Source organism: Methanohalophilus sp. DAL1 (assembly GCF_001683555.1).
In the GTDB taxonomy this organism is placed as follows: Archaea; Halobacteriota; Methanosarcinia; order Methanosarcinales; family Methanosarcinaceae; genus Methanohalophilus; species Methanohalophilus euhalobius.
In genome coordinates, this window is record NZ_MAFX01000019.1 from 1 (window position 1) to 14206 (window position 14206).

At 42.3% G+C, this 14206-nt stretch carries 12 protein-coding genes; 5 read left to right on the forward strand and 7 right to left on the reverse strand.

Going from position 1 to position 14206, the window contains the following annotated elements; all coding sequences use genetic code 11:
• The first annotated feature begins 236 nt into the window (after positions 1 to 236).
• The 3 genes from A9957_RS04910 (at position 237) to A9957_RS04920 (ending at position 1719) form a co-directional block, all read left to right on the forward strand.
• Complete coding sequence (locus A9957_RS04910; RefSeq protein WP_096711790.1) at positions 237 to 437, forward strand: DUF5371 family protein; 201 nt, start codon at positions 237 to 239, stop codon at positions 435 to 437.
• Between the two features lie 14 nt (positions 438 to 451).
• Entirely contained in the window at positions 452 to 859 is a 408-nt protein-coding gene (locus A9957_RS04915; RefSeq protein ID WP_292343367.1) for a type IV pilin N-terminal domain-containing protein, read from the forward strand.
• A 215-nt stretch (positions 860 to 1074) separates the two neighbouring features.
• Positions 1075 to 1719: a diacylglycerol/polyprenol kinase family protein gene (locus A9957_RS04920; protein WP_292343368.1), complete on the forward strand. Its 645-nt coding sequence runs from the start codon at positions 1075 to 1077 to the stop codon at positions 1717 to 1719.
• Between the two features lie 68 nt (positions 1720 to 1787).
• On the opposite strand, the gene A9957_RS04925 is transcribed toward A9957_RS04920, so the two are convergent.
• Positions 1788 to 3161 (reverse strand): monomethylamine:corrinoid methyltransferase, encoded by a 1374-nt coding sequence (locus A9957_RS04925; protein ID WP_292343369.1) that lies wholly within the window; start codon positions 3159 to 3161, stop codon positions 1788 to 1790.
• 359 nt (positions 3162 to 3520) lie between these two features.
• On the opposite strand from A9957_RS04925, the gene A9957_RS04930 reads away from it, so the two are divergent.
• A complete protein-coding gene (locus tag A9957_RS04930; RefSeq protein ID WP_292343370.1) occupies positions 3521 to 5125 on the forward strand; it encodes a BCCT family transporter in 1605 nt (534 codons plus the stop codon).
• A 443-nt stretch (positions 5126 to 5568) separates the two neighbouring features.
• On the opposite strand, the gene gatD is transcribed toward A9957_RS04930, so the two are convergent.
• From gatD to A9957_RS04960, 6 genes are all read right to left on the reverse strand, one after another.
• The gene (gatD, locus tag A9957_RS04935) at positions 5569 to 6813 is read right to left on the reverse strand and encodes a Glu-tRNA(Gln) amidotransferase subunit GatD (protein WP_292343371.1); all 1245 of its coding nucleotides are present in this window, start codon (positions 6811 to 6813) and stop codon (positions 5569 to 5571) included.
• Between the two features lie 27 nt (positions 6814 to 6840).
• Positions 6841 to 8319, reverse strand: coding sequence for an argininosuccinate lyase (gene argH, locus A9957_RS04940; protein WP_096711787.1), 1479 nt, complete (start codon positions 8317 to 8319; stop codon positions 6841 to 6843).
• A 128-nt stretch (positions 8320 to 8447) separates the two neighbouring features.
• A complete protein-coding gene (locus tag A9957_RS04945) occupies positions 8448 to 11258 on the reverse strand; it encodes a PAS domain S-box protein (protein WP_292343373.1) in 2811 nt (936 codons plus the stop codon).
• Between the two features lie 56 nt (positions 11259 to 11314).
• Positions 11315 to 12127, reverse strand: a complete 813-nt coding sequence (locus tag A9957_RS04950) for a metal ABC transporter permease (RefSeq protein ID WP_105459946.1) — start codon at positions 12125 to 12127, stop codon at positions 11315 to 11317.
• An 11-nt stretch (positions 12128 to 12138) separates the two neighbouring features.
• Positions 12139 to 12906, reverse strand: a complete 768-nt coding sequence (locus A9957_RS04955; RefSeq protein WP_243641538.1) for a metal ABC transporter ATP-binding protein — start codon at positions 12904 to 12906, stop codon at positions 12139 to 12141.
• The gene (locus A9957_RS04960; protein WP_308736802.1) at positions 12890 to 13729 is read right to left on the reverse strand and encodes a metal ABC transporter solute-binding protein, Zn/Mn family; all 840 of its coding nucleotides are present in this window, start codon (positions 13727 to 13729) and stop codon (positions 12890 to 12892) included. Before A9957_RS04960 ends, A9957_RS04955 begins: the two co-directional genes overlap by 17 nt.
• A 235-nt stretch (positions 13730 to 13964) precedes the next feature.
• Between A9957_RS04960 and A9957_RS04965 the strand changes: the two genes are divergently transcribed.
• Positions 13965 to 14156, forward strand: a complete 192-nt coding sequence (locus tag A9957_RS04965) for a hypothetical protein (protein ID WP_292343375.1) — start codon at positions 13965 to 13967, stop codon at positions 14154 to 14156.
• Positions 14157 to 14206: the final 50 nt, after the last annotated feature.

Genomic DNA, 14206 nt, shown 5'->3' on the forward strand with positions numbered 1-14206 from the left:
GGCTTACGAGGTCAGAAGGGCCATCGAAACAGAACAGCTGGATAAGATAGTAACCTGATCTGAAACTTAGTTGACAGGATAATGCGGCTAAGTTGCCGCAATATCATTTTATTTATACCTTTGTGCTTTTCTTTCTACTCATAGTTAGCAAGACTCTTATACCATTATTCCATTATGATAATCATGAGAAGGGACCTGAACCTGTACTCACCATTTATATATTGGGAGTGTAATAAATGAAAATTGTACATGCTCAAACTGTACTGACTGACGAGCAGCTCGCGGCACTGAAGAAGAAAAGCAATGAAACTTCTACCAAGGATGCCCTCAGTATTGCAGTGCAACATTACCTCGAGTGTGAGTACACTGACATGGATGATGAAATGTGGACTCGCAAGCTGGAGAAGGTCGTGCAGAAAAAGAATAAGAAAGACTGAAAAGGAGAGATTTAATGCAGATTCCAGAAATGTTTAAAAAAGACGATGCAGTATCCCCGGTCATTGGTGTCATTCTGATGGTCGCCATTACTGTCATCCTCGCAGCGGTTATAGCAGCGTTCGTATTCGGAATGGGTACCCCAGAATCCGCACCACAGGCAAGTATCAAAGCCAGTAATATGAGTGAAGATGGTTTCACTATAGTACACCAGGGTGGAGATCAAATCGACTTTACAAATAATAAAACTAAATTGTTTGTAGGTGGAACTGAGGCCTCCGGTGATAGTGTAGATATTGGTACTTTCTCTGTTGGTGAAGAAGAGTATATAAACCTAACACCTACTCTTGAGGATGGTGACTCAATAAGGTTTATTGACGATGATTCCAATCAGCCAATAGCATCTTTCACTGCAGACATCTAAACCTTAACCTAACACCTACACCCGCCGCACCCAATGCGGCACCACTTTTTTTCTTTTTTCCAACAAACCCTGTTTTGCGTATGCCATGAATCCTAAGGGACTCATGTTGTCATGTAACTTCGATTTGTACAGTAGTCATTAATCGGCCCGGTAATTCCTATCAAAATATAAAACAAAAAGTACATTACAAATTATTGAGTTTAAAGCATTGGAACATGGCAGAGATACAAAATATTGATAAAGATCTAAAAGGTGATCTGGTACGCAAATCCATACATATACTATCAGGTCTGCTTTATATCCCGCTTATTTATATTTCAGGACCTTTTGCGTTTGAAGTTTTGGTTTTACTTGCATTAATTTATGTTCTTGTAATCGCGTCACTTTTAGTCCTTAATAGAATGCATTACCGGCCGGTTTATGAAATGATTAGATGTTGGGGTCGGCGAAATGAAAATTATATTCCTCTAAAACCAACACTTTTGTTGCACACTGGTATTGCCATATCGTTGTTGCTTTTTCCCATCTCTATCGTCTATGCCTCGATAGCCATAACTGCCATGGGCGACGGGATCGCAACAATTTCCGGCAAAAAGATCGGTAAACATAAATTACCCTATTCCAAAAGCAAATCTGTCGAAGGAACAATTACAGGTTCGATAGCCGCCTTTTTAGGGGCAGCACTTTTTGTCTCTTTCCTGCAGGCACTTGTAGCAAGTACAGGAAGTATGCTGCTGGAAAGTATAATCGGCAGAGACCTGAATACGGATTCCTCAATAAAAAAGGCATTCAACCTGATGAAAAATGACAACTTGCTATTGCCTGTTTTTTCAGGTTTTCTGATGGTGCTGACAGGTTGAATGGTATTTGTTTCAAATTGACAGAAGGGGGCAAAAAAGAATTGATGAATTATATTCATCTGTACATTTCAAAATAGACCTCTATAAAATTCATCAATATCTCCAATAATTTCAGAATACATATTCATGTATTCATCAGTTGGTTTCATTTCATATTTCGAATGCACATCATAGCATGATTCGAAATCTTTCCCTTCAGGGGCATCTGAAAGTCGGTCTACATATTTAGAATAGAGCATTTCGATAATTTCATTTGCCTCTGCCAGATCCAGATTCAGGCCCATCTTGCTCACCTCGCCCATAAATCTTGATTCCAGGCCAGTCGAATGGTCTACTTTTTCTCCTCTGCCACCTAGAGGTCCGATCAACATTTCTCTGCCACAAACCGTATCACCTATGGCCTGAGCTGCGGTTTCATAAAACATCATGTCAGTACAGCACCCGGCAACGTTGCGGTAGTATTTTGCTGTAGAATGCTGCATATTACGCGAAACCGCGAGGGAAGATATATTTGAAGCCCACAATATTTCTTTAGTAGATGAGGAATTTGTAGCCGAATCAATTGCTCCGCAGGCATGTATGCTTGCACTTGTAACCAGCCGGGATTGTATGGTTTCTGCAACATCAATAATTGCCAGTGCTTCAGGTGTATCTATAGCATCTTTGCCCAGAACGGGGCACTGGCCACTGATGAAATTATTCCCGTGCTCCTGATGGAATATTGATTTATGAAATGTTTCAAAATCTGCTTTTAGGTCATCAGCTTGATATACCTCATGAATATCATTCTTTGAATACAGTTCATTTGAAGATACGACCATATGTGCCTGTGAGGTATTTGGTGTTGCCGGACCTACAAGGGTCAACCCCTCTCTGCCGGCTATTTTTGTAGCCAGTCTTTCAAGTCTTGCTTCTTCTAAAGCTACAAACATTTCCTCTGGGGTATTGGTTCTTATAGGACCGTCATTGATTGTTTGCATGGATCCTGGATAAAGCCCCTGGACAATAGGCTCAATTGCAGAACTGATATGAATATTCAGGAAGTTTTTCTCAGAAACTTTTCCACCCATTGGCCCTCCTATGATCACAGGGGGCTTGCAATCCATTTCTGTCCTGTTAACAACATTTATTTTTTCCTTGAATCTCCCTATATCCATGGCGTTGGGTGTACCAAGAGATTTCAATATATCATCGTTATTGATCTGGATGGTTCTGCCTGTATCAGTACAGTATATTCCCACATTTTTCAGAAGTTCGATAGCGGCTGAAAAGACAGCATCTGCCATATCAAGTTCGTATGGTATGAATTCTTCGCCGTCATTTATTATATCATAATCAGCAGCCAGTTCGTTGGATATCTTTAAAACATCTTCCTTATGTGCATCTTCACTTTTTTCTTCACCCGAAAATGAGTTTCTTAAATATTTATATATGTCTGACATTTAGCATACCTCTTATCTTTTCTACTACTCGTTGCCTTATATCAATAACTGATAATCTTCACATAACATCTAAAATTTCATAAAATAATATTTATTGTTAAATGATTACCAAATATAATTTGTAGGTAATAGGTATTACTAATATTTTCTAACTATATATTTTAAAAATCAAATAAAATACTTTTGTGTTTTTTAAATCTAAATACTCTCCTTCTAAAAGTTAGATATATAATGGAAGGATACTTTATAGCTTAATTAAGGCTTAAAGCCAGAGTGTTTTGGACACATTTACACGGACAATTCATTTATTATGCATGTATAATATGCATATTCCTTATGATTATTAAAGGAGGCATGTAATGAGAAAAATGCAAAAAGGACTTACAGATTTTTCAGATACTTTAAAAACACCGACACTATTAGTATCGTTATTTTTATCCTTTGCATTTGTTTTAGCCGGAACGATCTTTTCAGAGCGTTTCGGAGATTATATGGATTTAACTTTTAATTGGATGGTCGCAAATCTTGGCTGGTCTTTCCTGTTTGGTGGCAGTATATTTTTATTGCTAATTGTATATTTGATGCTAAGTCCGCTTGGGGATATAAAATTGGGTGGGGATTACGAAAAACCTGCTTATTCCAATCTTTCATGGTTTGCCATGCTTTTCAGCTGCGGAATGGGTATTGGCCTACTTTTCTGGGGTGTTTCAGAACCAATATGGCATTATATGTGGCCGCTCTATGAACAACCCAATACAGCTGAATCCCTGCATGCAGCCATGAGATATTCTTTCTTCCACTGGGGTTTCCACCCATGGGCAATATATTCTGTGGTTGCGGGCTCATTGGCATATTTTTCCTACAGGAAGGGATTGCCAATGTTATTGAGCTCTACACTGGAACCTATCCTGGGAAGAGAGGGCATTGATGGAAAATGGGGTGTTGCTGTTAATACCATTGGTGTGCTTGCAACCCTGTTTGGTATTGCGACAACTCTTGGTTTAGGTGTTATGCAGATAGGCGCCGGCCTTGAGGAATTATTCGGTTATTCCAGCGGACCTACATTATGGGTACTTATAATTACTGTTGTTACGATTCTTGCGATTATGTCCACAGCATCCGGTATTGATCGGGGTATAAAATGGCTGAGTCAGATCAATCTGGGTGTGGCAGCTCTTTTAATGATTCTGATATTCATTCTTGGACCAACGCTATTTACTCTTGAGCTGTTTACTAATTCAGTGGGAGGGTATTTGCAAAACTTACTCCAGATGTCCTTTGGAACAGACCCTGCCGGAGTCGGAGCTGAAGGCTGGGGCGACTCGTGGACCGTTTTCTATTGGGCATGGTGGATTGCCTGGGCTCCATTTGTCGGATCATTCATTGCTAGGGTCTCAAGGGGCAGGACAATCAGAAGTTTTGTTGTAGGGGTAATGCTTGCTCCTACAGTTGTCAGTATGGTATGGTTCAGTATCTTTGGAGGGTCTGCTCTGTTCATCGAGCATTTCGGAGCCGGTGGAATTGCTGAAGCTGTTGAAGTTGATTCTGCACTGGGTTTTTTCAGTATGCTCAGTTTTTTCCCTTTCTCTGACATTCTTATTGCAGTTGCAATGTTCTCAGTAGCAATCTTTTTCATAACTTCCTCAGACTCAGGTACTTATGTCATAGGAATGCTGACATCTAAAGGCAATCCAAATCCTCCCCTTCCCCTGAGGATTATCTGGGGTAGTCTTGAAGGAGCTTTTGCAGCGGTTCTTCTACTCGCCGGGGGACTGGGTGCCCTTCAGACAGCTTCGGTAATCGGTGGTTTCCCCTTCATGATAGTCATGCTTTTGATGCTCTATTGCTTATTGAAAGCATTGTTTATGGAATTGCAGGAAGAGTCCCTGCCGTTAGAGAGGGCTAAATTAAGGGCAACAATTAATGATATAAAAATACGGGAAGATAAAAAGGATAAAGAGTGAGAACTGAAATTCGAACTTTAAAGGGCTGATTGATAAAAGTAAATCATCCCTTTTATTTCTTGTTTTTCATTTCATAATAAACCTTTACCTAACATCTGCCGCAGCACATGCGTACAACCACTTTCTCTTTTTTGAAATAACCCGTTTTGTTTATATAATTACTTGGCAGAATTTCTATTTTCATGAAAGTCCCAAAATGGATAAGTGCTAAAAATTTGTAGGGGCACACAACGATTCCGAAATGGCTTTCTATGTGAAAGGAAAAAAAGAAGTTGCCTAGAAAATTTCGGGTGATATGAAGAAATATGATACATCTTTCTGCATCGATGAGGTGCAGATATACAACCGTGCCCTTTCACAGGCCGAGATCCAGTCCATCGGAAACTGAGAACCTGTAATAAAAATTTAAAAAAAGAGCCGCCTTGTAGGTGTCAACTATGTTCTCACTCTAGACTGCAATCCGAGATATCGTTAGCCCATTTTTCCTGCATCATCTTTTGGACTTCTGATAGGTCGGATGTCTGGCCCAGTACACACATAAGTTTTACAAGGGCAACTTCCGGTAACATGTCTTCGGCTTCGATTGCTCCGGCTTTGAGCATATCCGTGCCGGTATCATAGACACGGTCACAGACACGTCCGTGCAGGCACTGGGATGCGATCACTATCGGTATGTTTGCTTGTGTTGCACGCTTGATCTCAGGGACCCAGTCGGTGGACACATGACCCAGGCCAGTTCCTTCTATTACAATCCCCTTATAACCTGCATCGATGTAATGACCCAGGATTTCGGGTCTTGCGCCGGGTGTGAACTTGACAATAGCACATTCAGGCTCGATCTTATCCCTAAGGGCCAGTTCTGTCTCTCCGCGTGCGGTGTATTCTGATTCTGTGGTAATCTGTCCTGTGGCATAATCCACAAAACCAATCGGGCGGGAATTGATGGACTGGAAAGCATCCCTGCGTGAAGTGTGCATTTTCCGGACTCTGGTAGCGTAATGGATGCCGCAGCGATCATCGGAACTGCTCTCATGCATGACCGTGCAAACTTGTGCAATATCACTGACAGCAACCTTTGTTGCACAGATTGCATTCATTACATTGTCACTACTTGGCCTGTCTGCACTGCGCTGGGAACCTACAAAAACAACAGGAACCGGCGTGTCAAGCATGAATGCCAGGGCTGCTGCAGAATACATCATCGTATCGGTACCATGGGCAATCACTATGCCGTCTGCTCCGTTGTCAATTTCTTCATATACGGCCCGGGCAAGTTCTGTCCAGATTTGTGGCGTCATGTTCTCGGATAGGATATTCGCAACAACCCGTCCTCTTATATTGGCAATATCATCAAGTTCAGGGATTGTGCGGACAATATCATCTGCAGAGCACTGTGAGCTCACAGCACCGCTACGGTAATCGATCTTACTGGCAATGGTACCTCCTGTGGAAATGAAAACCACATTTTTAAGCCCTTTATTTTTGGTAACCTTGACTTGCTTTTCAGGCTTCTGAATTTCCTTTTTAGGCTCCAGGAATGTGATCTGTGCACCATCCGGCTCGATTCCTACATTGTATCCACTGACCATCTTCAACACAATATGGCCGGTGACACTGGGCATTACAACCCCCTCATAGGCAGCTCCGCCCTTCTCGACCCTTATCCGGTCTCCTTCCTTGTAATCCATAATTATCCCTGCAATGAATCTATTATCTTATTTTTGTTGTATGTAATCTTCGACAATCTGCATCAGCTTTTCAATGGAATCTGTGGTATGGTCCTTGATCCTTTCAACCTCTTCTATCCACATTCTGGTTTTAATACCAAAATTGTCGATTGATGCTTTCATGGCTTCTGGTGCAGGTCCTCCAGTGACCTTTCTTTTTTGGATGTTGAGCATTGGGTCCAGAGCCTGTTTTACCATATCTTCATTCAATCCCTTTTCTGTAAGGCTTTCCCCGAGGACCGTGCGCCCCACCGCTTCTATATCTTCCAGGGTTGGTTCGACATCTCCTTTTGCCAGAATTCCCACTATCTGGTGTGCAGTCCTGAAAGGTATCCCGCATTCCCTGACCAGGGTATCGGCAAGTTCGGTGGCTGTAGTAAATCCGGTTGAAGCCTGCCATTTCATAGTATTCTTGTCAACCTTCATGCTATCCAGCATACCTGCCATGATCCTCACCGATGCACGTGTGTTTTCCACGGATTTCCAGATATGGGGGCTGGCATCCTGCATATCCCTGTTATAACTCATCGGCAGGGATTTGCAGACCGTGAGTAATGACATCAGACTTCCCACAGCGATCCCGCTTTTGCCTCTCACAAGCTCTGCAGTATCAGGATTCTTTTTCTGTGGCATTATTGATGAGGTGGATGCGTACTGATCAGATAGTTCAATAAAACCAAACTCCGTAGAAGACCACAGGACCAGTTCCTCTGATATCCTGCTCATCCCTACCATAATATTTGCAAGTACAGAAGCCGTTTCCAGCAGGAAATCCCGGCCACTGACTGCATCCATGGAATTTTGCATTACTTCTTCAAACCCGAGCAACTCTGCAGTCCTGCTCCTGTCGATCGGAAAGCCTGTGGAAGCAAAAGCCGCAGCTCCGAGGGGACAACGGTTGATCCTGTCAAGGCATCCAAGTATTCTTTCCACATCTCTTCCCAGGCTCTCCGCGTGGCCCATAATATGGTGGGCCAGTGTGGTAGGTTGGGCATGCTGCAGGTGTGTATATCCCGGCATGATGGTATCATAGTTCTCAGACGCAATTTTTGCCATAGTGGTAACAAGCTGCAACATCTCTTCTGCCAGTTCCAGTACTTCTTTGCGCAGTCTCAGGCGGATACAGGTGGCCACTTCATCATTGCGGGAGCGGCCGGAATGCATCCTTCCACCTACGTCTTCTCCTGCCATATCAATAAGTCTGGCTTCCAGGGATATGTGTATATCTTCGTAACTATGGTCAAGGGAATCGATACCCTCTTCGCGGATGCGCTTCAATCCATCCAGGATTTTGGCACAATCATCTGTGGGGATGATTCCCTGCTCTTTCAGCATGATCGTGTGGGCAAAATCCACCAGGACATCAGAATCAAATATCCATTTATCGTCTTCCATGGATGAAGTATAACGCATTATTTCCTCGTCCGGGAGAGAATCAAGGCGTCCTCTTCGTAAAATATCACTCATGATTATTCCTCAAATGAACAATTTTAAGGGGTCTGCCCACATGAAAAGTGGTTTAATGGGACTTTCTGACTGCCCTTCTATTCAAGGTCTTATCAAATAAAAGTAGCTGTTCTGATAAAAGTAATTCTTTATTTTTCGCCTACAGGAAGTTTAATATGCACTTCTGTTCCCTTTCCTTTACCTTCACTTTCCACCCAAATTTCTCCATCGTGTGCCTCTACTATGGTCTTGGAGATATAGAGACCAAGCCCTGTACCACCGTATTTACGCTTCTGGGAAGAATCAATCTGGTAAAATCTCTGGAATAAGTTGTCTATCATATCTTTCGGTATGCCGATTCCCGTATCTTTGATATTGATATGTATGTATCCATCTTCTTTGTTTGCAAAGACAGTAATTGAACCGCCCTTTGGAGTGAATTTGATCGAATTATCTATTATATTGGTGAACATATCAGTAAGTTTGTCCCGGTCTCCTTTTATTTGAGGAAGGTTCGGTTCGATTTTCTTAATCATTTCCAGATTTTTCTCTTTAGTCTGGATCTGCAGGTCCTCTATAATCTGGTCTGCCAGTTCGGATATATTCAATGTTTCAAAATCATACTGAACAGTGCCTGCCTGTGTGCGACTGAGATATAGCAGTGAATCCACGAGTCTCTGCAGCCTTTTTGTATTACGCATCACGGTTTCTTCTGCATGTTTCTGTTCTTCTCCCAGTTCCCCGAGGCTGCCGTCATTTAGAAGTTCTGTATAACCCATGATCGATGTGAGAGGGGTTTTCAATTCATGACTCACATTGGAAAGAAATTCATCTTTCATTTTATCCAGCGATTTCAATTCCTCATTTGCCTTTGCCAGATCTTCTGCATATTTCCTGAGTTCTTCTTCGGCCCTTTTACGTTCGGTAATATCACGGGCAACAACCAGTATTGTAGGTTTATCATTATACTCTATCATACGGGCACTGATTTCTACAGGAATTGTAGTGTCATCCTTGTGTCTGTATGTAGCCTCAAAGATGGCATGCCCCTTTTCTTTGACCTCTTTGATCCTTTGGGGTATCTCTTCCATAGAAAGACTGGTGTTTATTTCTTTTGTTTTCATGCGGAGTAATTCATCCCTGCTGTATCCCGTGGTTTCACAGGCCGCTTTATTAACTTCCATAATGTTGCCTTTAAGGTCATGCACAAAGATCGCATCATTGGTGCTGGCAAATATTGTGCGGAACTTATCTTCTGATCTTTCAAGTTCCTTTTCAGTTTTGCGGCGCTGTACGATTCTCCACATCCCCTGCATGAGGAGGGTAAGCTGTCTTACATCAGAACTGTCATAATTTTCATTCTTATTCCCCACTCCGGCAAGGGCTACAATCTTGCCTCGCTCAAAAATAGGTACATCCATATGGCGAATCAGTTCCACATGACCCTTTGGGTATCCGCCTTTCCTGGGATGTGGCCTATTGTAATCGTTATTTATAAATGGTCGTCTTTGTCGTATACTTTCTCCCCAGAGTCCTACATCTTCGATCTTGTATTCTATCTTCTTGTCCTTAATTTTACAGCGATTCATTGGAGTATCGGACCAGGATTTCAGTTGTATGGCACCTATATCTTCATCCACAAATGCAAGATAGCCAATCTTGCTTTCTGTAAGTCGCACTCCCTCAGCTCTTGCAAAATCGATGATTTCTTTCAGGGAGGCTTCTGTCATCTGGTTAAGCTTTACAAGGGTTTCCAGGCGCGATTCATCCAGGTGGAGGGCTTCTTCGGCTTTCATGCGGTCACTGATATCTTCAACAATCCCGACTCCTCCCAACAGCTCGCCATCTTCTGATATGTAGGGGCTGTAATCGGCTTTTATAGGGGTTACTTTTTCACTTGTGGCGGAATGATATTTTCCCTCATAATGACCAGAACGTCTCAGGAATACAGCTTTTACAGCTTCATACATCTTTTTGTCTTTTAAATCCTTGAGTATGTTGAAACCGATTATTTGGTCTCTGGTCATCTCGAGAATATGCATTATATTCTCATTGCAGTGGGTTATCACACCATTTTCATCGAAATGGAATATTCCCAGGGGAGAATTTTCAAAGATCAATCTGTATTTCTTTTCAGATTCTCGCATAGCCTCTTCGGCCAATTTACGGTCTGTAATATCAATTATGATGCCCTGGTAGTACGAAGGTTCTCCAACTTCATCTCTTCCTATAAAGGACCGCTCAATCACCCAGCGTATTTCTCCGGATTTGGTGAGTATGCGGTATTCCTTGGAAAAAAAGATCTTGCCTTCAATTTCATGCTCGCTGACCTCGCTGCGTACCATATCGAGGTCATCGGGATATATTATGTCTCCATAGATAAGTTTGCCGGAAGTGAAATCTTCGGGCGTATAACCAAACTGGGAAATGTTTCCGGATACGAATTCCACAGGCCAGTCTTTCTCTGCGGTCCACAGGAAGGCCACAACAGGACTGTTTTTATAGATTTCCTCGAGTTTCCTGTCCGAACGGAGTCTTTTACGTAAGGTTTTCTGGCTTATCTTCTGCTCGCTAACGCTTTCTACAGTACAGATCATCCCGTCATAATTTCCTTTCTGGTTGAGTAAAGGAATCAATCTGCCTGTCTGGAAACTTAAGTTGCCGCCCTTTGTAACGATTGGCATGGTTTTGTAGGGTATGGGTTTCAGAGAATCTTTTGCCCTCAGGAACATTTCCCTGAAATGGGCTTCATCACCAACACTGTGGCGGGAGGCAGACATATATTGTTCCAGTTTTTTGTCTATCACTTCCTCGCTTTTGATACCGGTGATTTCTTCCATTCCCTTGTCAAAATAGATAAAAATCTCGTCTTTGTCAACGACCCATGTGCCTTTGCAAATAGTGTCAAGTATTCTTTCCAGAAGATTTTGCATTGTAGTACCCTTTGTCATCTCGCCCATAAAAAGATTACAATATTGAATATCTGGCTGATTCAATTAATATTTTATCATTAATCTTATGCGGTTTTTTTATTTTTTCCCTTGAATGGGAAATGCAGCATATAACCAGCCGCCATTGTTAATATTATAGTGGCTCCGGAAGGTACGCTTAAGTAGTAGGATAAAAACAGGCCTATAAAGGTAAATACCGTGCCGAATATAACAGCAAGCATCATCATCCTGTCAAGTTTATCTGTAAATTCACGGCTCAATGATGCCGGTATCGTTAACAGGGCTATAACAAGAATCAATCCTACAACTCTGATCATGACTATTATGGTAAGGGCTATCAGGCAAAGCATGTACAGACTAAGCTTTTCAACCGGCAGTCCTGAAACCTGTGCAAATTCTTCATCAAAACTTATGGCCATGAATTCTTTGTAAAGCAGATAGACACTTGCAATGATCAGGATATCAATTACTAGCATCAAATAGATATCATTTACAGGGACTGTCAGTATATTACCAAAAAGGTAGGTCATAAGATCCGGTGCATATCCTGGTGTAAGGCCTATGAATAGGACTCCCAGTGCCATACCTACAGACCATAGTATTCCGATTGCGGTATCTTCGGCTATATTGGTACGTCTGTTGACAAGACCTATTACAAGTGCAGAAAGCAGGCTGAAAGGCAGGACACTGAAAAGGGGATTCATTCCCAGGTAATAGCCCAGCCCAATACCGCCAAAAGAGGCATGTGCAATCCCTCCGCTTATGAAAACGATCTTCCTGACAACCACATATACCCCGATAATCCCGCATGCTATGCTGGCCAGCAGGCCTGCAACGATAGCATTTTGCATGAATGTGTATTGTAAGATATCCAGCATGTTCAATTTCCTCAATGGGCTTTCAATACCCTATGGGGTACACCATGTGCTATCATTTCTACGGGACACTTATAGGCTTCTTCAAGGTCCTCGGGCTTTATTTCTTTAGTACCGTGATAGTAGAGTTTCTGATTCAGGCAGGCCACTTTATCTACATAGACAGAGATCGCACTAATATCGTGGGATACCATAATGATTGTAACCCGGGATTTGAGTTCTTCAAGTATTTCATAGAACTCCTTTTGCATAGTTGTATCTATTCCGGCCATAGGTTCATCGAGAAGTAACAGTTTTGGTTCTGTGACAAGTGCCCGGGCTATGAAAACCCTTTGCCTCTGCCCGCCGGAAAGTTCGGCAATGTGGCGGTCCCTGTATTCATACATTTTGACCTTTTCAAGGGCTTCCTTCACCACTTTCCGGTCATCAGGACTGTATTTTCTGAAAAGGGTTGTCTTTCCAATGCGTCCCATCATAACAACATCCCATACATTGATGGGAAAATCCAGTCTGGATGCACTGTGCTGGGGGACATAACCTACAATGTTTCTCCCCTCCTTCGGTTTTTTACCGAATATGCGTACATCACCTCTGTCTGGTTCTATCAGGCCGAGAATTACTTTTAATAAAGTACTTTTTCCCCCGCCGTTAGGTCCAATGATTCCCAGGAAAGTTCCTTCCTGCACGTCAAGATTTATCTCCTTGAGGGCAGGTACATCGTGGTAATACGACCACATATTTTTTATTTCCACTGCATGCTGATGGTTATTTAAGTCCTTCACGGAAAGCCTCTGTTACTTTATACATATTGTCTGTATAATTGCGTGCAAGGGGGTCCACTTTCACAACCTTGCCGTCAATTTCTTCTGCAACGGCTTCTGCACTCTGTGTACTGAATTGGGACTGCACAAAGATAATAGTTATGTTTTCCTGCTTTGCAAAAGTTATGACCTCACTGAGCTGTCTGGCACTTGCTTCCTTACCTTCGGTTTCGATGGGTACCATATTAAGATCGTACCTTTCTGCAAAGTATCCCCATGCAGGATGATAGACCATGAAACTATTCCCCGATTTGTTTTCAAGTGTTTCCTGAATCTCCCTGTCAAGAGACTTAAGTTCCTCGGTGTAGGAATCCCGGTTTTGTGTATATGTTTCTTCGTTGGATGGGTCTACCTCAACCAGGGCTTTGTATATGTTATCGACCATTATAATTGCATTATTGGGATCATTCCATACATGGGGGTCCATTCCTTCTCCCATTGGCCTCAGATCAATGCCTTTGGAAGAATTCACAAATAACATGTCATCATTCAGGTCCTTTATTTTTTCCAGCCATACTTTTTCAAAAGGTAATCCGGAATCAACCTTTACGTATATTTCCGCTTTGCTGAGTTCTTTCAGCTGACTTGAAGTTGGTTCATAGGTGGCAGGACTTGCACCAGGCGGAATCATTACGATTGTTTCAACATGCTCTCCTCCGACCTTTTCCACAAATTCGGCCTGGGGAGGTATGCTTACAACAACCGTTGTTTTTTCAGGCTGGTCTGAACTGTTTTCCTCCGTACAACCTGTAGTGGCAATTATGGCTAGTATTAATATAAGCAAAAATGTTTTTTTGGTATTTGGCCAAAAATAAATTTTTCTAAAAATCTGTTCCATATTATATCTTCCATATGGCATGGTTTATATAAGCATTTTTAATCTCTTATCCAAAACAATGTATTTCAGAGTTTAAATCCTTTGGTATTTTGGTATTAATCAAAAAATTAACTCCGTCTGATACAACGGGAGACCCTGGATCAGGAGATTGAAGGAGTACACCGTCAGCAGCAGGCCAAGGATGATGACGCCGCCGACGGCGGTGATCACTCCGGCGGTAATCCAAGTCGGGAATAGCCTTTTCTCTCACCATATTCATCGCAGGCAGGGCCAGTATCGTGAGTATGAGGGATATTATGAGGAGATTAACGATATATGCGGTTGTCTGCATCAGATGATGATAATGAGAAGTATTGCCGCGGCCAGCAGATAATATCCGGTTGTTCGCATCTCAGATAGACGGATCATGTTCATATCCTGATC

Bases quoted from the DNA above. Each gene is read 5' to 3' on its own strand.
- A9957_RS04920 (WP_292343368.1), top strand. From the start codon at position 1,075: ATGGCAGAGATACAAAATATTGATAAAGATCTAAAAGGTGATCTGGTA.
- A9957_RS04925 (WP_292343369.1), bottom strand. From the start codon at position 3,161: ATGTCAGACATATATAAATATTTAAGAAACTCATTTTCGGGTGAAGAA.
- A9957_RS04910 (WP_096711790.1), top strand. From the start codon at position 237: ATGAAAATTGTACATGCTCAAACTGTACTGACTGACGAGCAGCTCGCG.
- A9957_RS04930 (WP_292343370.1), top strand. From the start codon at position 3,521: ATGAGAAAAATGCAAAAAGGACTTACAGATTTTTCAGATACTTTAAAA.
- A9957_RS04915 (WP_292343367.1), top strand. From the start codon at position 452: ATGCAGATTCCAGAAATGTTTAAAAAAGACGATGCAGTATCCCCGGTC.
- gatD (WP_292343371.1), bottom strand. From the start codon at position 6,813: ATGGATTACAAGGAAGGAGACCGGATAAGGGTCGAGAAGGGCGGAGCT.
- A9957_RS04945 (WP_292343373.1), bottom strand. From the start codon at position 11,258: ATGGGCGAGATGACAAAGGGTACTACAATGCAAAATCTTCTGGAAAGA.
- argH (WP_096711787.1), bottom strand. From the start codon at position 8,319: ATGAGTGATATTTTACGAAGAGGACGCCTTGATTCTCTCCCGGACGAG.
- A9957_RS04965 (WP_292343375.1), top strand. From the start codon at position 13,965: ATGATGACGCCGCCGACGGCGGTGATCACTCCGGCGGTAATCCAAGTC.
- A9957_RS04950 (WP_105459946.1), bottom strand. From the start codon at position 12,127: ATGCTGGATATCTTACAATACACATTCATGCAAAATGCTATCGTTGCA.